We start from the raw sequence: 25946 nt of genomic DNA, 5'->3' as shown, positions 1-25946 counted from the left end.
AGACGCCGTGCTGCACGGGCTTCCGCTTTCATTCCGGGCAGGCTAGCTTGCCCGCCAACCCCTAAAAAACCAACCGGGAGAAACGAACCTATGATCGCGTCTTTGAAACGATACCGGCGCTTGGCGGCGGCCACATCTCTGCTGTTCGCGCTGGCATCAACGGCTTCCGCGCAGGCCCCTTATCCGAACCGCAACATCACGCTGGTGCTGCCGTTCGCCGCCGGCAGCGGCACCGACACCACGACGCGGATCATCTCCAAAGAACTCGGCACGGCGCTCGGCGTCGGCATGGTGATCGAAAACAAGGCGGGCGCCAACGGCTCGATCGCGGCGAGCTATGTCGCGCGGACGGCGCCGGACGGCTACACGCTGTTCGTGACGACCAACACCACGCATTCGGCCAATCCGTACCTGCTCAAGAACATGAGCTACGATCCGATCAAGGATTTCACGCCGATCGCGCGGACCGGCGACCTGCCGTTCATGCTGGTGATCCATCCCGACATCCCCGCCAATTCGGTCGCCGAGCTGATTGCGCTGGCGAAGAAGGACCCGGGCAAATACTCCTACGCCAGCGGCAGTTCGGCGGCGATCGTCTCCGGCGCCACCTTCGCCCGCCTCGCCGGCATCGACCTGCTGCACGTTCCCTACAAGAGTTCGCCGCCGGCGCTGACCGACTTGATCGCCGGCCGCGTCTCGATGATGTTCATCGACGTTCTGACCGGCCTGCCCCACGTCAATGGCAAGGCGCTCAAGGCGCTCGCCGTCACCACCAAGAAGCCCTCCGCCCTCTTGCCGCATCTGCCCACCATGGACGCCACGGTGAAGGGCTTCGACATCACCTCATGGCAGGGCTATTTCGGCCCGGCCAATATGCCGAAGGACCTGGTCACGAAGCTGAATACGGAAATCCGCAAGGTGGTCGAGCGGCCGGACGTCAAGAGCCAGCTCGCCGAGCGTGGCATGGAAGCGTTTTCGAGCACGCCGGAAGAGTTCGACGCGTTCCTGAAGGAGCAGCTGGTGCTGTGGGAAAAGCTGATCGCCGACGCCGGGATCGAGAAGCAGTAGGCATGGCTGGAGCGTAGTGGCGTAGGGTGGGCAAAGGCGCATCGCGCCGTGCCCACCATCTATCGACGGACGGTCATCTGGAATGGTGGGCACGCTTGCGCCCACCCTACAAACCGTCACATACAATGCGTCATCGTCCGCGAAGGCGGACGATCCAGTATGCCGTACCGTCCACGATCTATCACTAACGCCGCGGCGTACTGGATGCCCCGCCTTCGCGGGGCATGACGAGGATAAAGCTTACGCCGCCCGAACCTTGACGAGGAATTCGTCGACCGCGTTGCGCAGCATGCCGGACTGATTATCGAGTTCGCGGGCGTTCGAGAGCACGTCGGACGCCGCCTTGCCGGTGGCTGCCGCCGCCGTGGTGACGCCGCCGATGTGGGCGCTGATCTCGCTCGATCCGGCCGCCACCGACTGGATGTTGCGCGCGATCTCGCGGGTCGCATCGCCCTGCTGGTCGATCGACGTCGAGATGCTCACCGTGATCTCGCTCATCTGCGCGATGGTTTCGGTGATGCCGCCGATCGAGTTGACCGCCTCGCTGGTGGAGGCCTGCATCGCCGCGACCTGGGCCGAGATTTCCTCGGTCGCCTTCGCGGTCTGGTTGGCCAGGGCCTTCACTTCCGAGGCGACGACCGCAAAGCCGCGGCCGGATTCACCGGCACGCGCCGCTTCGATCGTCGCATTCAGCGCCAGGAGATTGGTCTGCGCGGCGATCGAGTGGATCAGTTTTACAACCTCGCCGATCTTCTCGGCGCCGGTGGAGAGCGCCTGGACGGTGGAGTTCGTGCGCTCGGCATCGCCGACCGCCTTGCTGGCGATTTCGCTGGAACGGGCCACCTGGCGGGAGATCTCGGCCACCGAACTCGACAGTTCTTCGGCTGCCGCTGCGACCGTGCCGACATTGTTGGACGAACTTTCCGACGCGGCGCCAACCGTTGCAGCGCGCGAACTGGCGTCGCTGGCGGTCGCCGTCATCGATTGCGCCGTGGTCTGCATGCCAGCGGCGGCGGTCGCCACCGAGCGGACGATGCCGTTGACGCTGCGCTCGAAATCGCTGGCGATGTTCTCCATCGCGGTCCGGCGTTCGGCCGCGGCGCGCGCCTGCGTCGCCGCTTCGGCCTGTTCGAGGCCGCGAATCCGCAGTGCATTGTCCTTGAAGATCTGCACGGTTGCCGCCATCGCGCCGACCTCGTCGCCGCGCCCGAGACCGGGAATGTCACCGTCGAGCTTGCCGTCGGCCAGCCCCTGCATGCGGGCACCGAGTTCGCCAAGCGGCTTTGCGATGCTGCGGCCGATCATCCAGGCGATGCTGCCCGCGACCACGGCGATGCCGAGAATGGCGAGCCCCAGCAGCCAGGCGATCGGCTTCATCTTGGCGTCGAGGTCGTCGAGATAGGCACCAGTGCCGACATACATGTCGAAGCCGGGGACCGCGACCGCGTAGCCCATCTTGCGGATCGGCTTTTCCTCGCCGGGCTTCATATATTCATAGGTCAGCAGGATCGAACCATTGGCCTTGACGCCATCCATCAGTTCCTGGGACAGCTTCCGGCCGTTTGTCACCACGTCCATGCGGTTGGCGCCGATCACCTTGGGATCCGGCGCCATGATGGTGATGCCGTTATACCCGGTGCCGAACAGATAACCGGCACCCTTGTCATAGGTCAGGGTATTGCCGCGCTTGCCGAACTCGGCGATGGCCGCTTCCTTGGTCATCTGGCCAGCATCGACCTGCTTCTTCAGGCCGGCGGCCATGTTGAGCGCCATATCGACGATCGCCTTGGTCTGGTCGATGCGCGCGTTCAGCATCTCGCGCTGCATCAGGTAGCCCGCGAGCACGCCGGCGGCGCACAGGCCGAGCAGCGTCACCCCCACCAAGATGCCAAGCTTGGGGGTGATCTTCAGATTTGTCAGCTTCACAGGAGATCTCCGGGAATGCGCGGGACACGCTTGGCGAAATGATTCGCCGCACGTTATAGTCAGAGGCTTTAGCGCTTTGTTACGATGCCCCTCCGTAGAAGCCCGGACATGCAAAAAGCATTGGTCTCCATGCTCCGGGATTGCGAGAAGCTGATCAGGACGCGTAAGTTCGGGAGGCGACGGCAAGGTGCCGCGGCCACAATCAACACCGAACGGTCAAATCGGGAGCAGGAAATGTCGAAATTCAGGGTACTGACGCCGAAAGGCGCGAGTTTCACCACCGCCGGCGGCGGTTACGACTATGAGAATGAGGCGCTGGACCCGATCGGGGCCGAAATCATCGAGGCGCCGGCCAATGAAGCGGAATTCATCGCCGCCGCCCGCACCGCCGACGCGATCTACGCCAAGGGCATGCCGATCACCAAAGCGGTCATCGATAGCCTGCAGAACTGCAAGGTCATCACGCTCGGCAGCGTCGGGGTCGACAGCGTCGACGTCAAGGCCGCCACCGCCCGAGGCATTCCCGTCACCAACATCCCCGACACCTTCATCGAGGAGGTCGCCGACCACGCCATGATGCTGCTGCTCGCGGGCTTCCGCCGCCTGGTCGAGCAGGACAAGATGGTGCGCACCGGGCGCTGGTCCGAGGGCCGGCCACAGCTTTTGAAGATTCCGCGGCTGATGGGGCAGACGCTCGGCTTCATCTCGTTCGGCCGGGTCGCCCGCGCGGTCGCCAAGCGCGCGGCCCCGTTTGGCCTGCGGATGATCGCCTATGATCCCTTCATCCAGGAAACCCTGATTTCCGACCACGGCGTGGTCCCGGCGACCCTGTCGGAGGTGCTGTCGCAGTCGGATTTCCTGTCGATGCACGCCCCGGCGCGGCCCGAGGTGCATCACATGCTCGGCGAGAAGCACTTCAAGCAGATGAAGAAGAGCGCGATTTTCATCAATACCGGCCGCGGCGCGACGGTGGACGAGGAAGCGCTGATCAAGGCGCTGCAGGAGGGCTGGATCGCGCACGCCGCCCTCGACGTGCTGGAAAAGGAGCCGCCGTCGCACAACAACCCGATGCTATCGATGGAAAACGTCACCCTGACGGCCCATGTCGCCTCGGCATCGGCACGTTTCGACGAGGCGCGCAAGCGCCGCGTGGGCTACGAATTGTCACTGGTGCTGTCGGGAATGTGGCCGGTAAGCTGCGTCAATCCGTCAGTGCTGCAAAATACTTCGCTTCGACGCTGGCAACCTGTCAGCATGGATCGCGGTCCGAACAGCTAGGACGGCCAAGTGCGTTTTCGGGCGAAGCGGAGAACGGTCCGCGCCCGCAAGATGCGCTGCGACTAGAGGCGAGACGACTAAAGGCGAGCCTGTCAGTTCCGGGCTGGAACCAAGGGCGTGAGTTCACCAGGCGGTTCAACGCCGGGAACAGGAAACAGGGAGAAGACCATGACGTACGACATCACCCGCCGCGACGCGCTGGCTTTGGGCGCTTCCGCCGCTGCGCTGGCCGTCACCGGCGCCTCGGCGCAAACCGCCTCCACCATCAAGGCCGCCGACGTCCCGGCCCCAAAATACGCGATCGAAAAAGGCGCGTCCCTGCGCATGTTGCGCCCGGTGCGCTTCGTGCAGGCCGACGAGGACGTGTTCCGCGCCAACGCCGCCAAGTTCACCAAGGAGACCGGGGTCGAGGTCAAGGTCGACTTCGTCGGCTGGGAAGACATCAACCAGCAGACCGCGGTGACCTCTAACTCCGGCGCTGGCCCGGACATCATCATCGGCTTCTCCGACGCGCCGCATATCTACGTCGACAAGTTGGTCGAACTGAGCGACGTCGCCGATTACCTCGGCAAGCGCTACGGCGGCTGGCTGCCGCTGGCGCAGACCTACGGCAAGCGCAGCAAGAGCAACGCCTGGATCGGATTGCCGTTCGGCGCGACCGCCGGTCCGCTGATCTATCGCAAGTCGATCCTGAAGTCGGTCGGCTACGACAAGGTCCCGGAAGATCACGCCGGAATTCTCGAGCTGTGCCAGAAGCTGCAGAAGGCCGGCAAACCGGCCGGCTTCGCGCTCGGCAATGCCAGGGGCGATGGTAACGGTTTTGCGAACTGGGTGCTTTGGTCGCACAACGCCTCGCTGCTCGATGAGGAAGGCAACATCGTCATCAACAGCAAGGAGACCATCGCCGCGCTGAAATGGGTCAAGGAATTATATCCGACCTTCATCGCCGGCACGCCGTCCTGGAACGACGTCAGCAACAACCGCGCTTACTCATCCGGCGAAATCTCGCTGACCGCCAACGGCGTGTCGCTGTATTTCTCGCTGAAGAACGATCCGGCGACCCGTCCGATCGCCGAGGACAGCGAGCATCAGCTGCTGCCGAAGGGCAATGCCAAGATTTCACCGATGGCGGGCCTGACGCTGAACGCGATGCTGTTCAAGCACAGCCAGTATCCCAACGCCGCCAAGGCATTCCTGACCTTCATGCTGGAAAAGGACCAGTACGAGCCGTGGCTCAACGCCAACTCCGGCTACTGGTCGCAGCCGCTTGCCGCCTACACCGACGCCAAGGTCTGGACCGAGGATCCAAAAGTCGCGATCTTCAAGAACACCATGCAGAGCACGTATTACGACGGCTACAAGGGTCCGATCTCGACCGCAACCGGCGCCGTCGGCGCCGATTACGTGCTGGTGCAGATGTGCGCGGCGGTTGCCACCGGCGCCTCGACGCCGGAGGCCGCGGCCGCGGAGGCGGAGCAGCGTGCGAAGCGGTATTTCCGCCGCCAGGGCCGGTAACGTCGAAGTCGAAACGCACTCTGGATTAACCGTCATTGCGAGCGAAGCGAAGCAATCCATAGCTCCCCAAAGGAAGAATGGATTGCTTCGTCGCTTCGCTCCCCTGCACAAACGCTTCTTGTTTGTTGCAGGCAATGACGACAACGGACGAAAATCTGATGTCTGTAACGACCCTATCTTCTCGACGCATCATTCAGCAGCGTCAGCCGGGCTGGATCGTCCGCCTGTTCGACTACAAGCCGTTCCTGATCGTGATGTGCCTTGCGCCCGCGATCGGGCTGCTCGCGGTGTTCCTCACCTATCCGCTCGGCCTCGGCGTCTGGCTCGCCTTCACCGACACCACGATCGGCCAGCGCGGCATCTTTATCGGCCTGGAGAATTTCCAGTATCTCTATACGGATTCCTTGTGGTGGGGCGCGGTGTTCTACAGCGTGTTCTATACGGCGGTCGCGACCTTCGGGAAATTCGCGCTCGGCTTCTATTTGGCGCTGCTGCTCAACAACCACTTTCGGTTCAAGAGCATGCTGCGCGCGATCATCCTGCTGCCGTGGATCGTGCCGACGGTGTTGTCGGCGCTGGCGTTCTGGTGGATCTACGATCCGCAATTCTCGATCATCTCCTATCTGCTGGTCGATGTGCTGCACATCCGCACCACCAACATCGACTTCCTGGGCACGCCGTGGCCGGCGCGGTTCTCGCTGATCGCCGCCAATATCTGGCGCGGCATTCCGTTCGTGGCGATCTCGCTCCTGGCGGGCCTGCAAACCATCTCGCCCTCGCTTTACGAGGCCGCGATGCTGGATGGCGCCACCGCCTGGCAGCGCTTCCGCTTCATCACGCTGCCGATGATGATGCCGATCCTCGCCATCGTCATGACGTTCTCGATCATATTCACCTTCACCGACTTTCAGCTGGTCTACGCCATCACCCGCGGCGGGCCGGTCAACTCGACGCATTTGCTGGCGACGCTGGCGTTCCAGCGCGGCATCGCCGGCGGCGAACTCGGCGAGGGTGCGGCGATCGCGGTGTCGATGATCCCGTTCCTCGTGTTCGCGACGCTGTTTAGCTACTTCGGCCTCGCCCGCCGCAAATGGCAGCAAGGAGAAGCCAATGACTGACGTAGCCGCCTCACCGGGCAACAGCAATGTCGCCAGCGCCACGCCGGATACCATGTCGTGGGATTCCCGCGCGCGGCGCGTGATGATGATCTATCTGCCGCTGTCCTGCTTCGTGCTGATCCTGCTGTTCCCGTTCTACTGGATGGCGATCACCTCGTTCAAGCCGAACGCGGAGCTCTTGAACTACAAGGAGCACAACCCGTTCTGGATCACCTCGCCGACCATCGCCCACATCAAGCACCTGCTGTTCAATACGGCGTATCCGACCTGGCTGAAGACCACGATGTTCGTGGCGGTCTGCTCGACCTTCCTGTCGTTGTTTGCCTCGACGCTGGCCGCTTACGCGATCGAGCGGCTGCGCTTCAAGGGCAGCCCCTATGTCGGCCTCGGCATCTATCTAGCCTATCTGGTGCCGCCCTCGATCCTGTTCATTCCATTGGCCACCGTGATCGTGCAATTCGGACTGTTCGACTCACCACTGGCGCTGATCCTGGTGTACCCGACCTTCCTGGTGCCGTTCTGCACCTGGCTTTTGATCGGCTATTTCAAGTCGATCCCGTATGAGCTGGAAGAATGCGCGCTGGTGGATGGTGCGACACGGCTGCAGATCTTGTGGCGGATCACGCTGCCGCTGGCGGTACCCGGCCTGATCTCGGCCGGCATCTTCTCGTTTACGCTGTCGTGGAACGAGTTCATCTACGCGCTCGCCTTCATCCAGAGCGGCGCCAACAAGACCGTCCCCGTCGCGATCCTGACCGAACTCGTCACCGGCGACGTCTACCAGTGGGGCGCGCTGATGGCGGGGTCGCTGCTCGGCTCGCTGCCGGTCGCCCTGTTCTACTCGCTGTTCGTCGACTATTACGTCTCGTCGCTGACCGGCGCGGTGAAGGAATAGACGCTCTACCTGACGGTAAACGCCACGGGGATCGTAAAGCTGATCGATCCCTGGGGGATTTCGGGCGGGATCGCGGGAAACGGTGAAGCCTGGCGGATCATCGCCACGGCCTGAACGTCCAGCGCGGCGACGCCCGACGATCCGCCAAGGCGGCCTCCGCTTACCTGCCCGCTGCGGCTCACCGTGAAGGACAGCCTCGCGACGCCGCGCTGGCCGTTCGCTGCCGACGGATACTGGTGGAAACGCATCAGATGCGCGCGGACGCGCTGATTATAGGATGCGAGCGCCGAGGCCGTGGCTCCGGCGCTGGCCGCCGAGGCGGCCTGGGCCTGGCGTTCAACACGGGGCGGTGCCGCCGTGCGCGGCGCCGGCGGCGATTGGTTCTGCTTTTTCGCGTCGGGCCGGACGACCTTGGGCTTGACCGGTGTCGGCTTGGCGTCCGGGACGGGCGTGGCGGGCTCGGTCGCCGGCTTCATTTCCACCTTCTGCTCGGGCGGCGCCACTACCTCCGGCTTCTCCTGCGGCGGGGTCGGCGCGATCTGCTCCTCGACCACCTCCTGCTGCTTGACCGGCTCCGGCGGCGAGGCGTCGGCCTGCTCCATCAGTTGATCAGGCGCGCGCTCCAGCTCAGTCGATTGCGGCGCCGCCGATACCGGCGCCATGTCCACCATGATCGCTGGCAAGATGGCGCCCGGCGGCGGCCGCTGCGTGTACCAGTTCATGAACAGCGCGATCAGCGCAGCGTGCGCGGCGACGATCGCGATGCTCGAGGTACTCCAGCGCCGGACCCCGGCGTGATCGGCGGCATCATGCAGCACGAACGCGTTCATGGCGATCAGCTTCGCCCGTCGAGGCCGACCAGTGCGACCTTGAGATAGCCGGCGTTGCGCAGCAGGTTCATCACCTCCATCAGGTCGCCATAGCTGACGGCCTTGTCGGCGCGCAGATAGATCCGCTCGTCCTTGCGCCCCTTGGTGGCGCCATCGAGCGTCGCAGTCAGCGTATTGCGTGCGATCACATCCTCGCCGACCGCGACCGAAAGATCCGGTTTGACGGTGACGAACACCGGCTTGTCCGGGCGCGGCGCGGGTTCGACCGCGCTGGCCGGCAGATCGACGCCGAGATTGACGGTGGCGAGCGGTGCGGCAACCATGAAGATGATCAGCAGCACCAGCATCACGTCGATGAACGGCGTGACGTTGATCTCGTGGTTCTCGGCAAGATCGTCGTCGCCGCCGCGCGACCGGCCGCCGAGGGAAGCGCGTGTGCCCAATCTAGCGCCCATGGTTCACTCCGCCGCGCGCGACAGCCGGAACGAGCCGCGATCGCCCTCGCGGCTGATCAACAGCATCACCATGACAGAGGCGTCGCCGAGCAGCGCGCGATGCGCCGAAATTGTCCGCGTCAGATGGTTGTAGATCACGACCGCCGGGATCGCCGCCACCAGCCCCAGCGCGGTCGCCAGCAGTGCCTCCGCGATCCCGGGGGCGACCACGGCCAGATTGGTGGTATGGGCTTCGGAAATGCCGATGAAGGCATTCATGATGCCCCACACCGTGCCGAACAGGCCGACGAACGGCGCGGTGGCGCCGATGGTCGCCAGCACGCCGGTGCCACGCGCGATCTGCCGCGACATCGCGGCCTCGACCCGCTCCAGCCGCAGCGCGATCCGCTCCTTGAAACCGTCATCGGCGATGCCGCCGGAAAGGCTGGCTTCGCGCGCCGCGGACTGCACGATCTGCGCCACCGCGTCGCCGCCGTCGCGGCACTTTTTTTCGACATCGGCGAGCACCGTATCGGCCTCCAGCAGGCCGATACGCCGTTTGGCGATCATGGTCTTGCGGCGGATCTCAAGGGTCTTGGCGAGCCAGATTGTCCAGGTCACCAGCGAGGCAAACGCCAGCCCGACCATCACGACCTGCACCACGATGTCGGCGTTGATGAACATGTTCCACGGCGAGAGATTGCGCGGCAGCAACGCGGTATCGGTGGCGGCAAGCGCCGCCCCCGGAAACGCCGCGACGCCAGCAGCGATTATGACCGCCAGCTTTCTGAATCCCCGCTTGAGCACACTCTGCTGCATGGCCACCTCCCGGCTGACGTCACTAGCGTTGGTCAGGCCGCTTTTGCCGAAGCAAGGCTGTCGGCCAGCGACTGAAAGCGCTTCAGCTGATCGCCGCGCAACGCGCGGGTCTCGTCGCGGCCGACGAACACCTTGAACATGATGCCGCCATCGACATTGATGAACGCGATGAAGGCAGAGGCCTTGCCCATGAAGGGACGCTCGACAAAGCCGATCGCGGCGCAGCGTTCGTGCCTGAGATGGCCGTGCAACCCCTTCGGCTGCATCAGGTTGAAATAGCCGCGGCCGATCTCGCCCGCCGGGATCGCACCGGTGAATTCGAAGATCGCGTCACTGGTATGGACGATCAGCGTCACCTCGCCCCATTGCGCGATGTCCTGCATCGCGGCGGCGAAATGGCTGCCGGGGCCGATGCGGACCATCATCTCGGGCATCGCCTCAAGTACCGCGCGCGGCGTGACGTTGCGCTCGCGCGCGACGTCCTCGATCACCGCGCCGGGGTTTTCCGCCATGTAGGTCTTGAGATCGGCGGTTTCCGTGCTCGACATGCAAGCCTCCCGATCAGGCGGCGGCGCTGGTTTTGCGCTCGGACTGGATCACCTCAAAACCTTCGAACTTGGGATGGCCGAGATAGAGGCTTTCGCCGGTCTTGTTGTCGGCGCGGGCATGAGCGCGGCGGAACTCTTCCGAACGGGTCCAGGCCTCGAACGCCGCCTTGTCGACCCAGGTCGTGTGCGACGAATACAGCGTGTGGTCGTCGGCGACCGGGCCCTTGAGCAGATGGAATTCGACGAAGCCGGCCATCGAGCCGAGATAGGATTCCCGCGTCGCCCACACCGTCTCGAAAGCCTGCTCCTGGCCCAACTTCACCTGAAACCTGTTCATCGCGATAAACATGGAAATCTCCTTGGTTGTCGTCGCAGCCGGTTCGGCCCGACCATATCGTAACGCAGAAACGCCCCGAGGCCGCGCTGGGACATCAGCACGGCCCGGAGCCTTGATGGTGGCAATCTCTCAAACAAGACCGCCGGTTGTACTTTCTCCGATCAGGTGCCTCCGAAGTGATATTTGAGACCGCCCTTGAAGACCATTCCGGGGCCCGCACTCGCCCATTTCACGTCGTTTTGCGTGTCTCCGGTGGTTCCCACCGGAACGGCGTAAGGCCGGTAGTACTGGTTCAAGACATTCTCGGCAGAAAGATTGAGGGTCAGATCGCGCGTGGGCTTGTACTGAAGATACAGGTTGACGAGATCGTACGACGTTGCCGGCGTATAGGTCCGGGGAATGTCCGTATTCGCCTTCGCCGCCGTCCACATCACGGAGACCACGAGCGTATTGTCGAGAAATCGCAGACCAGCCGTCGTCGTGACCTTCTGCGGCGGTACACTGTACAACCCGAAACCGGTCTGAAGGTTCTTGCCTTCCTGGAAGCTCCCCGCGACTCCGACGAACCAGAGGTTGGCGTCGTACATGGTCTCGGCCTCGAAGCCATGGATCCTGGCCGACGCAACGTTCTGGTACTGCAGGAACGGCAGAGCGACAATGCTCGGCGCAGGCGGCGGTCCGGTCGGAACCACGAGCGGCGGTCCATACGCAACCTGGTCGATGAAATCGGTGATATCATTGCGGAAGAAGTTGAACTTGCCGCGGAGGCTGTCGCCTGCAATCCACAAGTCGTTCTTCTTCAGATTGAAGCCGATCTCCTTGGTCTTGCCAATTTCAGGCCGCAGGTTCGGATTGGGAACGAAGCAGAATGTCGAATCGGCGCCGGGACCCGGAGTGCCCGACGGGCAGCGAAAGAAAGAGTCGTTGACGGTAGCGCCGGCATGCGGGCCGTTGACGAGCGTCTCCGTGATGGTCGGCGCACGGTAGCCTTCCGCGTAGCTGACGTACGGCGTCACCACAGCCAGCGGCATCAGGCCGATCGTGATCTTCGGCGACAAGCGATCGCCGCTGGCGGATGACGTCGCCGACTCCAGCTTATAGTTGTCGTAACGCAGCGCGCCCACCAGTTCGAGCATCGTGGTGTAGTTGGCTTTCCACTGCACGAATCCGCCCGATACGGTGCGCCTGCCGCCCGGGGTCGTAACCTCCGACGTACCGCGGGTATCCTCGGTCGACACCTTGTCCTGGAATGCGTCGAGCCCGTAGGTGACGGCGTGACGCCAGTCGTAGGTCTCGAAACGCGTCGTGTTGTAAACGTCGACACCGACGGTGTCGAGCAGATACCCGCGGTTGCTGCCGACGCAGCCGGAGATCGTATTTCCCGGGACGCCGCCGCAATACGCCGATCCAACCGTGCTCGTGTGTCCCGTCTTGATCTGATCGTTATCGGTCCTGTTCCAATATACCTTCGCATCCCAATCGAACCACTTGTCTTCCGGCTTCGAATATTTCCAGCCGAGCGTGGTGGTGTAATTCTTCACATTGGTTGCGTAGATCGACGTTCCGTTGAGGTTATTGGTGCCGTTCGCGTTGGTCGAATTGGGATCACCGGCGCGGCGCGGCGGCTGGCCCACGCTGTATATATTCTCCTGGAAAATGGTCCCGAGCTTGACTTCGTGCCCGTCCGCCGGCCGCACCGTCAGCTTGCCGATACCGCTGTTGAAACGGTTGCCGGTATTGGCGACTTCATAGCCGGAGCCGTCCTTGTAGTTTTCCTGCGTGCTGTAGATGCCGCCGGCGAACACATCGACGTTCGGATTGACGTGAACGCCACCGAAGACCGAGCCGAGCGCACGCCCGTAGTTGGTGCCAAGGATCGTCTTGGCGTCCACGCCCCAACGCTCGCCCGGGCGCACGACGTCTTCGATGTCCTTGGTGCGGAACGAGGCCACGCCGCCGATCGCGCCGGAGCCATAGATATTCGCGGTCGGGCCGCGCACGATATCTATACCAGCGATCAATTCGGGATTGAGGAAGAAAGAGCCGTTCGCGAAATGGCCGGTGCGCTGATAATTCTGCCGGGCGCCGTCGACCACCACGGCGACACGGCCGAAATCCTGCAGGCCGCGGATATTGATCGCGGTCGCCGGCTCGTCGCCGCGATTCTGCACCCAGACGCCGGGGATGTTATAAAGGAGATCACCGACCGTGCTGGCCTGACGCCCCTGGATCTGTTCGAGCGTCACGACGCTGACCGGCGCCAGCGCGTCGACCGCGCGCTCCTCGGTCTTCGATGCCGCAACCGTGATAGTGTCGAGCGATTGCACCGGCGTGCGGCCGATCTGCGCATACGCGTTCAGTACCGGGGCGGCTGCTTGTTGCTCGGCTTGCGGTTTGGCGGGTTTGCGCCTGGCCTGTTTTTTCCGCTCCGACGGCCGAGCCGTCTCCTGCGTATCGGCGGTCTGCGCAACCGCGGCATCGCCCATCAAAAACGCAAATGACACCACCGACGCGCCCAAAAGAAGGGCGCGCGGATACTTAGCCCCGTCAGCCATAACAACCCCAAACTGTTATCTTATTTCTTGGGTCTGGCTGGCGGGCGCTGCGCGACGTGCGAGCTACTTGCTGGCTACCACTGTTGGAATGCGAGCCCCCGCCCGCATTCTGTCACAATTGGTTACGTGGTGGGGTCGGGGCGGTCAATGACCGCAGGGCGCACTTTATATCTATTGTAAATTGCCGCGGTTGGATTGCGCTTCGGCCCAACTATACAAGATTGGATCAAAAGAACTTTTTCGGGGCACACATAGACTAGATGGCCGCACCTTCCGGAGACAAACTCGCAGACGCCACCGGGAAAGCAGGGCTTGCCCCTGTTGTAGCCCGATCGGTGGTCATGAGCGGCAACCGGCTGGATAGCCGCGACCTGTTTGTGGCCGAACGCGAGATCATCATTGCGCACGGCGAAGAGAGTTACCGCTTGCGGCTGACGTCGCAAAACAAACTGATCCTGACCAAGTGATCCGCTTGATGAGAATTTGGATGACCATTCGCCGCACGCTCGCTTTGCTCGCTACCACCTGCGCCTTCGCCATTGGCGGCGCCGCGCTGGCGGCGGGCATCACGGTGCATGACGCGCGCAACCGCGACGTCACGATCTCGGATCCGGCGCGGATCGTTTCGATCGGCGGCGCCATCACCGAGATCCTCTACGCGCTGGGCTTCGAGGACCGGCTGGCCGGCGTCGACGCCACCAGCCTCTATCCGACATCAGCGCTGCGCGACAAACCCAATGTCGGCTATATGCGCCAGCTCTCGGCCGAGGGCGTGCTCGGGCTCAACCCGTCGCTCGTGCTGGCCGTGCAGGGATCGGGGCCGAAGGAAACCATGGACGTGCTGGAAACGGCGAAGGTGCCGCTCGTGGTGGTGCCCGAGACATTTTCCGAACAGGGCCTGCTCGACAAGATCAAGCTGGTCGGCCACGCCATGGGCGCCGACGCGCGCGCCGAATGCCTGACCGCGGCGGTATCCGGCGATCTGGCGCAGCTGCGCGAATTGCGCGCCAAGGTGACAAAGCCGGTGCGCGTGATGTTCGTGATGTCCCTGCTCAACGGCCGCGCCATGGCGGCCGGAAAAAATACCGCGGCGAATGAGATCATCGCGCTGGCCGGCGGCGTCAATGCGATCGACAGCTATGACGGCTACAAGATCATCAACGACGAGGCGATCGTCGCGGCCAGGCCCGACGTCGTGCTATCGATCCAGCGCAGCAAGGATTCGCTCGAAGCCGAAGCGGTCTACGTCCATCCGGCCTTCGCGATGACGCCTGTCGTGGCGAACAAGGCTTTTATTTCGATGGAAGGCCTCTATCTGCTCGGCTTCGGTCCGCGCACCGCCGCCGCCGCGCGCGATCTGTCGGTCAAGCTCTACCCGGCGCTGGCGCCGCAGGCTGCAAGCTTCACGCCGGCCGTCCTGACCGCAAACTGCCGGCAATGACCGCCGTGGCGCCGGCCGAAGCGGACGGCGCGAAACAGCGCCGCAGCGGCACTTCGCTGCGCCCGGCCGCCACGCTGACACTCGTTGGCTTGCTGCTGGCGCTGGCCGGTGCGGCGCTGATCGCGCTCACCATGGGCGCTGCGGGAATTCCCCTGTCGCGGCTTCCGGCCGCGCTCGGCCTGTGGACGGACGCGTCGCCGCATCCGCTGGCGGCGCGCGATCAGCTCGTGCTGTGGTCGATCCGGATTCCGCGGATTGCGGCAGCCGCAATGGTCGGCGGCCTGCTCGCCGCGTCCGGCGCCATCATGCAGGGGCTGTTTCGAAATCCGCTGGCCGATCCCGCCCTCGTCGGCGTCTCCAGCGGCGGCGCCTTCGCGGCGGCCTCCGCGATCGTGTTCACCGACAGCCATCTCGGCGAAAGTCTGCGCTTCATGCAGCACCAGTTGCTGCCGCTGGCGGCGTTCTTCGGCTCGCTGGCAACCACCATCGTGCTCCACGGCATCGCCAGCCGCTCGGGCCGGACCTCGATTGCGATCTTCCTGCTGGCGGGATTGGCGATCGCCGCCATCGCCAATGCCGGCATCGGGCTTCTGGTGTTCATCGCCGACGATCGCCAGTTGCGCGATATCACCTTTTGGCTGCTGGGATCGCTGAGCGGCGCGACCTGGCCCAAGGTTGCCACGCTGGCGCCGGTGCTGCTGTGCGCTCTGATCGCCTGCCTGTGGATCGGCCGCGGGCTCGACGTGCTCGTGCTCGGCGAGGCCGAGGCGTTTCACAGCGGCGTCGACGTCGAACGGCTGAAGCGGATTTCGATCGTGCTGGTGTCGGCGATGACCGGGGTCGCGGTGTCGATCTGCGGCGTCGTCGGATTTGTCGGCATCGTGGTGCCGCATCTGTTGCGGCTGGTGATCGGGCCGGCGCACCGGCTGCTGCTGCCGGCCTCCGTATTGCTCGGCGCGATCCTGCTGGTCGGGGCCGATACGCTGGCCCGCACCATCGTCGCTCCCGCGGAAATGCCGATCGGCATCCTGACCGCGGCGGTCGGCGCGCCGTTCTTCCTTGCCATGCTGCTGCGCCAGCGCGGGCTGGTCGGGCTATGACCCCGATCCTCGAAGCGCGCTCGGTCTCGCTGCGGATCGGCGACGCGACGCTGGTCGACGCCATCGATTTTCGCGTCGCTGCCGGCGAGATGGTCGCGATCGTCGGGCCCAACGGCGCCGGCAAGTCGACGCTGCTGCGGATGTTGTCCGGCGACCTTCGCCCGACCCGCGGCCATGTCGAACTCAAAGGGCGCGACATCGCCACCTACACGCCACGCCAATTAGCCCAGCATCGCGCCATGCTGTCGCAGCACGTCAATGTCACCTTCCCGTTCACGGTCGAGGAGATCGTCGCGATGGGCGCCGGCGACTCTGGCCGCGCCGCCGCCCATCGGCTGGTCGAGACGGCGCTGCATGAGGTCGGGCTGGAGCGCTTCAGCCACCGCCAATTGCCGACCTTGTCCGGCGGCGAACAGCAGCGTGCGCATTTTGCCCGCGTGCTGGTGCAGCTCGCCTGCGGCGAGGCGCAGCACGGGCCGGGACTTTTGCTCCTGGACGAGCCGACCTCGAGCCTCGACATGCGCCACCAGATCGACCTGGTGGAAACCGCCAAGCAGCGCGCGCGGGGCGGCACCGCCGTGATCGCCGTGCTGCACGATCTCAACCTGGCGATGCGTTTCGCCGACCGCATCGTGCTGCTGCACCGCGGCAGGCTGGCGATCGACGGCGGCCGCACCGATGCCATCACGGCCGAAACCATCCGCCGGATATTCGAGGTCGACGTCACGGTCGAATATACCGACCATGGCGTGCCGTTCCTGCTGCCGCAGACCATGCGGCCGGTCGCGACGCGGTAACACTCGGGGCGGCGTAAGGCCGCACGATTATCCAACAGCATCACCGGCATTTCATAAAACCGTCAGGCGGCTGTTACACGCACCCCGGAGAACACGCCATCGCTTCTCACAGGAGATCTTACCATGCGCATGTCACTGCTCTGTTCCGTCGCCGCTGTCTTTCTGGTTACGGGTGCCGCGTTTGCGCAAGGCGAAGGTGAGTTTCCGGCCACGCTGAAGGGCCACGCCGTCCTCCCCGCACAATCGTTTGTCGATGCACCCACTGATGCGCCGGACGATCTCAAGACCTCAGGCAAATACACCACCGGTCGCCGCGTGGATGCTGTCGGCAGCGTGATGGGAAAATCCTATGAGCGCCCGACCGGCGTGTCGCTGCCCTTCAAGGGCCAGCCGCTGCAGGGCCATTCCGGCATCAAGGTGATGCCAGACGGCTCGTTCTGGGTCCTCACCGACAACGGCATGGGCTCGCGCTACAATTCGGCCGACTCGATGCTGTATCTGAACCGGCACAAGATCGATTGGGCGACCGGCAAGATCGATCGTCAGGAAACCGTCTTCCTGCACGATCCCGACAAGAAGGTGCCGTTCCGCATCCTCCACGAAGCCACCGCCAAGCGCTACCTCACCGGCGCCGACTTCGACACCGAAGGTTTCCAGATCGTCGGCGACACCTTCTGGATCGGCGATGAATTCGGTCCCTACATCCTGAAAGCCGACAAGACCGGCAAGGTGCTCGCCGTGTTCGACACCACCGCCGGCGGCAAGCCGGTGCGCTCGCCGGACCACTGGTCGGTGCAGTCGCCAGGCGCGCCCGGCGCCAGCTACACCAATGTCAATCTGCGCCGCTCCAAGGGCTATGAAGGCTTTGCCGGCTCGAAGGACGGCAAGTTCCTCTACGGCCTGCTGGAAGGACCGCTGTGGGATGCCGAGAAGAAGGATGTCGAAAAGGTCGACGGCAAGGAAGCCGCGCGGATCCTCGAATTCGACGTCGCGGCGGAAAAATTCACCGGGCGCTACTGGCATTATGTGTTCGAGGCGAACGGCCACGCCATCGGCGACTTCAACATGATCGACGCGTCCTCCGGCCTGATCATCGAGCGCGACAATGGCGAGGGCACCGCGGACAAGGCCTGCCCGCAAGGCACCCGCGGCGACAGCTGCTTTCCGGACCTCGCAAAATTCAAGCGCGTCTACAAGGTCGAGCTCAACGACGCCAATGTCGGCAAGCCGGTGCGCAAGATCGCCTATATCGACCTGATGAAGATCCGCGATCCCGACAAGAAGGCGAAGAAGCCGCTCAACGACGGCGTCTTGACGTTCCCGTTCTTCACCATCGAGAACGTCGACCGCGTCGACGACACCCACATCATCGTCGGCAACGACAACAACCTGCCGTTCTCGTCGAGCCGCGATCCCAACAAGGCCGATGACAACGAGTTCGTGCTGCTGGAAGTGGGTGAGTTCTTGAAGGCGAAGTGAGGGGCGGCAACGCACTCAAAGTCCCTCCCCGTCATCCTGAGGTGCGAGCCTTGCGGTGCAGTTGCACCGCTGGGCGAGCCTCGAAGGATGAACGGCCACAGACAGGCCGTCGCCCTTCGAGGCGCGCAAGAGCGCGCACCTCAGGGTGACGGTCGCAATAAGGGTGCGTCGCGGCGGCAGTCACTCCTTCCGCGTACGGTAATCCCCAAACGCCGTATCGCGCTGGTCGAGCTGCGATTTCACGCTTCCGCCGTCGCGGCGAAACGTCGACATGTAGTTGCGGGAAGCTTCCGTGGTGAACGCCAGCGCCTGGATTTCGGTGCCGGCGCGCATCGCGGCGCGGGCGCCCATGATCTCCATCGCGCGGTGCACCGAGCGCTTGTTGAGCTGCTGCAATTCGATCGGCACTTTCGCCGCGCGTTCGGCGAAATCCAGCGTGCGCGCATCTAACTCTTCAAGCGGGAACGAACGCGTCGCAAACCCCCATTCGGCGGCCTCAACGCCCGACATCGCGTCGCCAGTCAGCATCAGCTCCATGGCGCGGCGCATGCCGACCAGCCAGGGGTGATACTGCATGTCGGGCGGGCTCATCAGCCGCACCGGCGGATAGCCGATTTGCGCGTCGTCGGCGACGTAGACGATATCGCAGGCGGTTGCAAGTTCGGTGCCGCCGGCGAGGCAATAGCCGTGCACCTGCGCCACCACCGGTTTTGCGAGGTCCCAGATCCCGAACCAGCCCTCGACGACGTGCCGCGACCATTGGCCCGGTCCGGCGGCCGAGTGATAGGGCTGGTCGACGCGGTTGTCTGCTGACAGGTCGTAGCCAGCAGAAAAACATGGGCCTGCGCCGCGAATGATCGAGATCGAAATATCCGGATCGCGGTCGGCCTGCTCCAACACCTCGAATACTTCGGCCCGCAGGCGGTTGTTCAGCGCGTTGCGCTTCTCGGGCCGATTGAGCGTGATGCGCCGGACCCGCGGCCGCGGGTCATCAACGAGAATATGTTCGTAGGACATCTGTGGCTTCTCCCTGTGAGCGGACCTGTTGGACGGTCCTCGGCGGTCTCATGCCGATATCAGAGAGGAAGTCATTCGCGGCGGCAAGGCCGCAGGTTGCGGATCCGCACCTCGCGGCCTCGTTGCCCACTCCGTCATGGCCGGGCATAGCCGTCTGAAGGACGGCGTCGCTTCCGCTCGCCTATGCCCGGCCATCCACGTCTTATTGAAAGCAAGCCAGACGTGGATGCCCGGGACAAGCCCGGGCATGACGACCTTGTTGGCCCTACCCCGCCGGCGTCATCACCACGCCCTTGTCCTTGGGCCAGCGTACGCGCCAAGCAAAGCCGACATCACGGACCTCGCCGGCCTTGGCCTCGAACGCCCATTCCAGCACGCCGCGTCTGTCGCGCAGATTGCTCGCAGTCGGCGGCGTCGAGGACGACAGCATCTCGACCTGGATGTCCTCGTTCTCGCTGACCGGCAGTTGATCCTCGATCGCAATCCTGATCGGAAAATCATGTCCGTTGCGGATCGTGGTCTTGAACGAGCGCTCGTCGGTCTTCGACGTGGTCACGATCAGGCCGGCCGATCCCTCGTTGCGTTTGATCGTCGTGCGTTCGATCTTGATCTTGTCGTCGGCACCAAAACCGAGCCGCACCGTCTCGTCCTTGCCGGCTGATGTCATCTGGCCGCGGCCGACGAACACGCCGTCGCGGTAGATCGCGACCCGGCCGGGCAGCAATGGTGCGTCCTCGGTCTGCTTGAAGCTGGCTTCGAGGAACGCGGTTGGGTCCAGCACCGGCACCGCGCGGACCGCGAGATCAGGCGCGATGGTCGCAGAGGCAACGCGCAAACTCTTGGCGCCTTCGCTGGTACCGAGGCTGACACGGCCAGGAATCTTGAAGGTGACCTGGAAGCCATCGACGTCGGCCGTGGCCTGCTGCTCAAAGGCGGCACTCGGCATCGCCGTCTCAGCCATCCTGGGCGGTGCCGCCGGCGCCGCGCGAGCCAGCGGCTTGGCGGCATCCAGGCCACCGCTGATGGATGCTGAATTCCGCGGCGGCGGATACTGCACGATCAGCGAATTCAGATCCGGCGCCTTGCCGCCGCGCGCGGTGCGTACGGTGGAAACGGCGAGCGCGACATTCGACCAGTCCTCGCCGGTATTCTGGGTGATTTCGGCGCGGCGCACCAGTTCGAGCGCCGGCTTGCGGTCCTTGGCGCCGGTGTCCAGACGCGCATCATAGAGCGGCGTCCAGCGCGCGTTGCGCACCGCATAGGTCACCCGCAGCGTGGCCTTGGTGGCGGCCGCAGCCGCAAGTTCGATCCGGACCTCGAGCTTGTTCGGCGGCTTCTGCGCCCGGTCCGCTTCCAGCCGCGCAATCTCGCGGTCGAGCTCGCGCTGCTTGCGTTCGGCATCCCGGATCGCGCTGTCGGCGAATGCTACTTCCTCGGCGACGGCGGCAAACGCCGTGCGCCATTCAGCGATCGGGCGCGCCTCACCCTTGTCGCCGATGCCGGCCGGCGAGGCTTCGGCAAAACGTTCGGCGAATTTTCGCCGCGCGGCGGCGGCATTGATCGCGCCTTGCAGATCGGCGCGCTGGTCCTTCAGCGCCTCGATGCGCCTGTCGAGTTCGGGCAGATTGACCGGCGGCGCCGCGCGCGGCGGCTTGGCGTCGATGGCGCCGATAGTGAGTTTTGCGGCCGCCTCGCCTTCAACCCGCAGCGAGGACGGGTCCAGCGTCAGCGGAAAATCCTTCAGGACGGCCGAGTGGTCGCCGGCGGGAAGATCGAGCGTGATGACGCGGGTGATGCTGGCGCCGTCAGGATAGACGGTGACGGCATCGACGGCCGAACTGGCAGGCACATCGGCCGCTTGCGCCGGCGCAGCGGCCAACGCCGCAGCTACGACGAGACTCGTCGTCACAAGACTATTGGCTAAAAATCGCATTGATTTCCCTCTCCAAAAGGCCGTTTGCTGAACGGCGATGCAAAAAATCCCACCACCCCTGGTGATGAGACGTTGCGACTGAGGAACCGGTTCGATTGGGGTTTCGGTGAGGCAGCGCCGCGGCGGGACCGCGGCGGAAGGTAACGGGCTGTCGCCGCGGTCCGCGGCAAGCGCCGGCGGGACACAAGAGCCAGCGAACAATGCCTGACCCTCCCTGCAAGGGCGAGAGTCAGGAAAGTCTCGTTAAAGCACCGGCCTCTTAAAACACCAGCGCCTTGGCCTGCTTGACCTGCGGCAGCGCCTGTACCTTGGCGAGCACGTCGGCCGGTATTTCGCCGTCGATCTCCACCAGCGCGATGGCGTCGCCGCCCTGCTTGACGCGGCCGAGATGGAAGGTCGCGATGTTGATTTTGGCGTCGCCGAGCAGGCCGGCAAAGCTGCCGATGAAGCCGGGCTTGTCCTCATTGGTGACGTAGATCATCGACTTGCCGAACTCGGCATCGACCCGGATGCCCTTGATGTCGACCAGCCGCGGCTTGCCGTCGTGATAGACGGTGCCCGACACCGAGCGCTCCTGGCGCTCGGTGATAACGGTGACGGTGATCAGGCTTTCGTAATCGCTCTGCGCCGCGCGCACGATCTCGTCGACCACCATGCCGCGCTCCTTGGCGACGACAGGCGCCGAGACCACGTTGACGTCGCCGAGCATCGGCCGCAGCAGGCCGGACAACACGGCGGACGTGATCGCCTTGATCTTCATTTCGGCGACATGGCCCTCATAGGTGATCTGCACCTTGAGGATGCCGCTCTCGGTGAGCTGGCCCGCGAACGAGCCGAGCTTTTCGGCCAATTCAATGAACGGCTTCAGCTTCGGCGCTTCTTCCGCGGTGATCGAGGGGAAGTTGACTGCGTTCGAAATCGCGCCGGTCAGGAGATAATCCGACATCTGCTCGGCGACCTGGAGTGCGACGTTCTCCTGCGCTTCCGTGGTGGAGGCGCCGAGATGCGGCGTGCAGATCACGTTGGGATGGCCGAACAGCACGTTCGAGGTCGCGGGCTCTTCGATGAAGACGTCGAAGGCGGCGCCCGCGACATGCTTGGAATTCAAGGCATCGACCAGCGCCTGCTCGTCGACCAGTCCGCCGCGGGCGCAATTGACGATACGCACGCCCTTCTTCATCTTGGCAATAGCGCCGGCGTCGATGATGTTGCGGGTCTTCTCGGTCAGCGGCGTATGCAGCGTGATAAAATCGGCGCGCTTGAGCAAATCCTCGAGCTCGACCTTCTCGACGCCGATGTCCTTGGCGCGCTCCGGCGACAGGAACGGATCGAACGCGATCACCTTCATGCGCAGGCCGAGCGCGCGGTCAGCGACGATCGCGCCGATATTGCCGCAGCCGATCACACCGAGCGTCTTGGCCGTGATCTCGACGCCCATGAAGCGGTTCTTCTCCCACTTGCCGGCCTGCGTCGAGGCGTCGGCCTGCGGAATCTCGCGCGCCAGCGCCAGCATCAGGGTGATGGCGTGTTCGGCGGTCGTGATCGAATTGCCGAACGGCGTGTTCATCACGATGATGCCCTTGGCGGTCGCGGCGGGAATTTCGACATTGTCGACGCCGATGCCGGCCCGGCCGATCACTTTCAGCTTCTTGGCCTTCTCGATGATCTTCGCGGTCGCCTTGGTGGCGGAGCGGATCGCAAGCCCGTCATAATTGCCGATGATCTCGGCAAGCTTGTCCTTGTCCTTGCCGAGATTGGGTTGGAAGTCGACATCGATGCCGCGGTCCTTGAAGATCTGCACGGCGGCCGGAGAGAGTGCGTCAGAGATGAGTACTTTGGGCTTGGACATTGGATGTGATCCTTGGCCTTCTCTAGCGGAAGGGCCGGCCTTTCAAGGCCGCAACGGGTGAAAGTCCTCTGGAGCGAATTCTTCTTCCTCTCCCCGTTCTTACAGGGAGAGGGTCGGGGTGAGGGGCAGCCACAGGCGAGGTGCGCGCGGAGAGAGCCCCTCACCCGGATCGCACCGGACGATGCTTCGCATCGCCGAGGCGATCCGACCTCTCCCCGTAAGAACGGGGTGAGGTTAAGAATCAAGCCGCCTTCGGAAGCTGTGCCTTGGTCTCGGCGAACGCCCAGTCGATCCACTGCGTCAGCAGCGTGACGTCGGACGCTTCGACGGTGGCGCCGCACCAGATCCGCAAACCCGCCGGCGCGTCGCGATAATAAGCGAAGTCGTAACCGGCGCCTTCCTTCTCGACCAGCGCGACCAGCTTCTTGGAGAAGTCAGCTTGCGCATCCGCGGTCAGCGAGGTGATCGCGGGATCGACGAACTTGAGGCACACCGAGGTGTTGGAGCGGATCGCCGGATCCCTGGCCAGGAAGTCGATCCACGGCGTCCTGGCCTTCCAGTCGGCCAGCGCCTTGGTGTTGGCATCGGCGCGCGCGATCAGGGCCTTGAGGCCGCCGATCGATTTCGCCCACTGCAGCGCATCGAGATAATCCTCGACGCACAGCATCGACGGCGTGTTGATGGTCTCGCCCTCGAAGATGCCTTCATTGAGCTTGCCGCCCTTGGTCAGGCGGAAGATTTTCGGCAATGGCCACGCCGGCTTATAGGTCTCCAGCCGTTCCACCGCGCGCGGCGAGAGGATCAGCATGCCATGCGCGGCCTCGCCGCCCAGCGCCTTCTGCCAGGAGAAGGTCACGACATCGAGCTTGGCGAAATCGAGCGGCTGCGCGAAAGCGGCAGACGTTGCGTCGCAGATGGTGAGGCCTTGGCGGTCGGCCTTGATCCAGTCGGCATTGGGCACGCGCACGCCGGAAGTGGTGCCGTTCCAGGTGAAGACGATGTCGGATGCCGGGTCGACCTTGGAAAGATCGGGGATGTCACCGTAGCCGGCATGCAGCTTGGTCACGTCCGTGAGCTTCAGTTCCTTGACGATGTCGCTGACCCAACCTTCGCCAAAGGATTCCCAGGCGATGGTGGTGACCGGGCGCGCGCCGAGCAGCGACCACAGCGCCATTTCGACCGCGCCGGTATCGGACGCCGGCACGATGCCGATCTTGTATCCGGCCGGCACTTCAAGCACTTCGCGCGTCAATTCGATCGCGAGCTTGAGCTTGGCCTTGCCGACCTTCGCACGATGCGAACGGCCGAGGGCAGCATCCTTGAGATTTGCGGGATTCCAGCCGGGGCGCTTGGCGCAAGGGCCGGAGGAGAAATGCGGCACATTGGGCCGCGAAGCGGGCTTCGCTACGGTCATATTCTATCCTTCCAGATAGCAAGCCTCCCGTTGGGGGGAGGTGTCCCGCGGCGGTCATTAGGGGAATCGCGGCCGATCGTCAAGGAACTTTGGGGGCGTCCGATATGTCGCTGACATCACAGGTGATTGAAGCGTCGGCATCGATGGACGGGACCGGTTGCTGCTCCAGCAGTTCAGCCGCATCGTTGATCAGCCTGGCGGCCATCCGCCGGCTCGAGGTTTTCAGAACGCTTTTTTCGCCGGCCTGCACGACATACTCGTTGCCGATCCGAACGATCGAATAATTCTTCATCGAAAATCCCCAAAAAGCTGCCCACGGCCCATGGGAGACGTTGACATAGCGGAGACGTTCCTCCCCGTAAAATCACGGTGGTTGGGGTAGTTTATCGCTTGTTAACGGGATTGCAGAGTCAGAACTATCCCAGGCAATTGCCTGCGCCCTGACTCAACTTTGCACAAGAATAAAGCGTCAGAATCTCAAGGTCATGCCGAGATGGCTGCGCGCGAATCCGAGCCGCTCATAGAACCGCTGCGCATCGACGCGGGTGTGGTGCGTGAGCAACTCGACCAGCTTGCAGCCCTGCGCCCGGGCTTCTGAAACCGCCCATTGCACCAACTGCTCGCCGATGCCGCGGCTGCGGCAATGGCCGGCGACCCGGACATCCTCGAGCAAGCCGCGCGAGGCGCCCTGCGAACTCAACCCCGGCAGGATGCACAGCTGCAGGCAACCGACGACGGCGCCCTCGCCGTCCTCGGCGACCAACCAGCTGGATGTTCGGATCGCGCGCGACGCGTTCGAATGCGTCGAAATAAAGCTGCGGCAGCGGATCTTCGAGCCGTTCCCGCGGGCCGCCGAGCGGGTCGTCCGCCAGCATGGCGACGATGACGGCGATGTCGTCACGGCGCGCGCGGCGAATGGTGACTTGCGACCTGGCAGCCATGGTGTTTTCTCAGCGCGCCTGCGGCAGGCCGAGGAACTTCTCGGCGTCGCCGATCCAGCGGCGCACGGCGGCGTAGCCATCGAGATGAAAGCCGCCTTCATGCGCCAACCGCGTATAAGCCAGCAGCGCGACGTCGGCGAGCGAAACGGCGTCGCCGACCAAAAACGACGTGATGGCGAGCTGGTGCTCCATCCGCGCCAGCGCCGCGTACCCACGCTTGACCTTGTCTGGATCAAGGTCGGAGGCGGATTTGCCGAGATAGAACATCTGGAAGCGGCAGACCGCGATGCAGGGCTCGTGGCTGTATTGTTCCCAGAACAGCCATTCGTCCATCTTGGCTGACGCGAACGGATCCTGCGGAATGAGGTCGCTGCCGCGGGCGAGATAGCGGATGATGGCGTTGGACTGCGCCAGCGTGCGGCCGTCGTCGAGCTCGATCGCCGGCACCTGGCCGGCATAGTTGAGCTTGAGGAATTCCGTCGTGCGTGTCTCGTTCTTGAGCGTATCGATCGGAATCCAGCGATACGGCAGCGCGAGTTTGTCGCACACCCATTTCACCTTCAGGCAGTTGCCGGAATTGGTATCGCCGTAGATTTTCATGCGCGCCCGCCTCGCTAGGACGACAGTGCAACAGTCCTTGGCGAATCTGTCA

The 25946-nt window shown here is 63.9% G+C and carries 23 protein-coding genes and 1 pseudogene; 10 read left to right on the top strand and 14 right to left on the bottom strand.

The window, feature by feature from the left end; genetic code table 11:
• Positions 1-90 precede the first annotated feature (90 nt).
• The gene (locus ACSQ84_RS14795; RefSeq protein WP_436212422.1) at positions 91-1068 is read left to right on the top strand and encodes a Bug family tripartite tricarboxylate transporter substrate binding protein; all 978 of its coding nucleotides are present in this window, start codon (positions 91-93) and stop codon (positions 1066-1068) included.
• 240 nt (positions 1069-1308) lie between these two features.
• Here ACSQ84_RS14795 and ACSQ84_RS14790 read toward each other — a convergent pair whose 3' ends face one another.
• A complete protein-coding gene (locus ACSQ84_RS14790; protein ID WP_436212421.1) occupies positions 1309-2994 on the bottom strand; it encodes a methyl-accepting chemotaxis protein in 1686 nt (561 codons plus the stop codon).
• A 234-nt stretch (positions 2995-3228) separates the two neighbouring features.
• Here ACSQ84_RS14790 and ACSQ84_RS14785 point away from each other — a divergent pair, with 234 nt between their 5' ends.
• From ACSQ84_RS14785 to ACSQ84_RS14770, 4 genes are all read left to right on the top strand, one after another.
• Positions 3229-4272: a C-terminal binding protein gene (locus ACSQ84_RS14785; protein WP_436212420.1), complete on the top strand. Its 1044-nt coding sequence runs from the start codon at positions 3229-3231 to the stop codon at positions 4270-4272.
• A gap of 168 nt (positions 4273-4440) precedes the next feature.
• On the top strand, positions 4441-5787 hold the full coding sequence (locus tag ACSQ84_RS14780) for an ABC transporter substrate-binding protein (protein ID WP_436212419.1): 1347 nt from the start codon (positions 4441-4443) through the stop codon (positions 5785-5787).
• Between the two features lie 158 nt (positions 5788-5945).
• Entirely contained in the window at positions 5946-6905 is a 960-nt protein-coding gene (locus ACSQ84_RS14775; RefSeq protein ID WP_436212418.1) for a carbohydrate ABC transporter permease, read from the top strand.
• Positions 6898-7800, top strand: coding sequence for a carbohydrate ABC transporter permease (locus ACSQ84_RS14770; RefSeq protein ID WP_436212417.1), 903 nt, complete (start codon positions 6898-6900; stop codon positions 7798-7800). Before ACSQ84_RS14775 ends, ACSQ84_RS14770 begins: the two co-directional genes overlap by 8 nt.
• Before the next feature lie 5 nt (positions 7801-7805).
• Here ACSQ84_RS14770 and ACSQ84_RS14765 read toward each other — a convergent pair whose 3' ends face one another.
• From ACSQ84_RS14765 to ACSQ84_RS14740, 6 genes are all read right to left on the bottom strand, one after another.
• Complete coding sequence (locus tag ACSQ84_RS14765) at positions 7806-8636, bottom strand: TonB family protein (RefSeq protein WP_436213079.1); 831 nt, start codon at positions 8634-8636, stop codon at positions 7806-7808.
• On the bottom strand, positions 8636-9085 hold the full coding sequence (exbD, locus tag ACSQ84_RS14760) for a TonB system transport protein ExbD (protein WP_436212416.1): 450 nt from the start codon (positions 9083-9085) through the stop codon (positions 8636-8638). The genes ACSQ84_RS14765 and exbD overlap by 1 nt, the downstream gene beginning before the upstream one ends.
• Before the next feature lie 3 nt (positions 9086-9088).
• Positions 9089-9883: a tonB-system energizer ExbB gene (gene exbB / locus ACSQ84_RS14755; RefSeq protein ID WP_436212415.1), complete on the bottom strand. Its 795-nt coding sequence runs from the start codon at positions 9881-9883 to the stop codon at positions 9089-9091.
• A gap of 32 nt (positions 9884-9915) precedes the next feature.
• A complete protein-coding gene (hutX, locus tag ACSQ84_RS14750; RefSeq protein WP_436212414.1) occupies positions 9916-10431 on the bottom strand; it encodes a heme utilization cystosolic carrier protein HutX in 516 nt (171 codons plus the stop codon).
• Positions 10432-10444: 13 nt separating this feature from the next.
• Positions 10445-10780: an antibiotic biosynthesis monooxygenase family protein gene (locus tag ACSQ84_RS14745; protein ID WP_212273902.1), complete on the bottom strand. Its 336-nt coding sequence runs from the start codon at positions 10778-10780 to the stop codon at positions 10445-10447.
• 149 nt (positions 10781-10929) lie between these two features.
• The gene (locus ACSQ84_RS14740) at positions 10930-13323 is read right to left on the bottom strand and encodes a TonB-dependent hemoglobin/transferrin/lactoferrin family receptor (RefSeq protein WP_436212413.1); all 2394 of its coding nucleotides are present in this window, start codon (positions 13321-13323) and stop codon (positions 10930-10932) included.
• Between the two features lie 260 nt (positions 13324-13583).
• On the opposite strand from ACSQ84_RS14740, the gene ACSQ84_RS14735 reads away from it, so the two are divergent.
• From ACSQ84_RS14735 to ACSQ84_RS14715, 5 genes are all read left to right on the top strand, one after another.
• Positions 13584-13790, top strand: a complete 207-nt coding sequence (locus ACSQ84_RS14735; protein ID WP_436212412.1) for a hemin uptake protein HemP — start codon at positions 13584-13586, stop codon at positions 13788-13790.
• A 20-nt stretch (positions 13791-13810) separates the two neighbouring features.
• A complete protein-coding gene (locus ACSQ84_RS14730; protein WP_436212411.1) occupies positions 13811-14764 on the top strand; it encodes a heme/hemin ABC transporter substrate-binding protein in 954 nt (317 codons plus the stop codon).
• Complete coding sequence (locus tag ACSQ84_RS14725; protein ID WP_436212410.1) at positions 14761-15864, top strand: FecCD family ABC transporter permease; 1104 nt, start codon at positions 14761-14763, stop codon at positions 15862-15864. The genes ACSQ84_RS14730 and ACSQ84_RS14725 overlap by 4 nt, the downstream gene beginning before the upstream one ends.
• Complete coding sequence (locus tag ACSQ84_RS14720) at positions 15861-16661, top strand: heme ABC transporter ATP-binding protein (RefSeq protein ID WP_436212409.1); 801 nt, start codon at positions 15861-15863, stop codon at positions 16659-16661. Before ACSQ84_RS14725 ends, ACSQ84_RS14720 begins: the two co-directional genes overlap by 4 nt.
• 123 nt (positions 16662-16784) lie before the next feature.
• Positions 16785-18140: an esterase-like activity of phytase family protein gene (locus ACSQ84_RS14715; protein ID WP_436212408.1), complete on the top strand. Its 1356-nt coding sequence runs from the start codon at positions 16785-16787 to the stop codon at positions 18138-18140.
• Between the two features lie 180 nt (positions 18141-18320).
• Here ACSQ84_RS14715 and ACSQ84_RS14710 read toward each other — a convergent pair whose 3' ends face one another.
• The 7 genes and pseudogenes from ACSQ84_RS14710 to ACSQ84_RS14680 all read right to left on the bottom strand — a co-directional run bounded on the left by ACSQ84_RS14710 (position 18321) and on the right by ACSQ84_RS14680 (position 25894).
• A complete protein-coding gene (locus tag ACSQ84_RS14710; protein ID WP_436212407.1) occupies positions 18321-19157 on the bottom strand; it encodes an enoyl-CoA hydratase-related protein in 837 nt (278 codons plus the stop codon).
• A gap of 265 nt (positions 19158-19422) precedes the next feature.
• Positions 19423-21090: a mucoidy inhibitor MuiA family protein gene (locus ACSQ84_RS14705; RefSeq protein WP_436212406.1), complete on the bottom strand. Its 1668-nt coding sequence runs from the start codon at positions 21088-21090 to the stop codon at positions 19423-19425.
• Positions 21091-21349: 259 nt separating this feature from the next.
• Positions 21350-22939: a phosphoglycerate dehydrogenase gene (serA, locus tag ACSQ84_RS14700; RefSeq protein ID WP_436212405.1), complete on the bottom strand. Its 1590-nt coding sequence runs from the start codon at positions 22937-22939 to the stop codon at positions 21350-21352.
• A gap of 241 nt (positions 22940-23180) precedes the next feature.
• Positions 23181-24353, bottom strand: a complete 1173-nt coding sequence (locus ACSQ84_RS14695) for a phosphoserine transaminase (RefSeq protein WP_436212404.1) — start codon at positions 24351-24353, stop codon at positions 23181-23183.
• Between the two features lie 79 nt (positions 24354-24432).
• Positions 24433-24645, bottom strand: coding sequence for a hypothetical protein (locus tag ACSQ84_RS14690; RefSeq protein WP_436212403.1), 213 nt, complete (start codon positions 24643-24645; stop codon positions 24433-24435).
• A 177-nt stretch (positions 24646-24822) separates the two neighbouring features.
• Positions 24823-25294, bottom strand: a pseudogene (locus tag ACSQ84_RS14685) (GNAT family N-acetyltransferase).
• 9 nt (positions 25295-25303) lie between these two features.
• Positions 25304-25894, bottom strand: a complete 591-nt coding sequence (locus ACSQ84_RS14680) for a glutathione S-transferase family protein (protein ID WP_436212402.1) — start codon at positions 25892-25894, stop codon at positions 25304-25306.
• Positions 25895-25946 lie beyond the last annotated feature (52 nt).

Origin of the sequence: Bradyrhizobium sp. LjRoot220 (genome assembly GCF_964252915.1) — a bacterium.
In the GTDB taxonomy this organism is placed as follows: Bacteria; Pseudomonadota; Alphaproteobacteria; order Rhizobiales; family Xanthobacteraceae; genus Bradyrhizobium.
The sequence above is the reverse complement of the archived record's forward strand: the minus strand, read 5'-3'. Positions and strand labels throughout refer to the sequence as shown.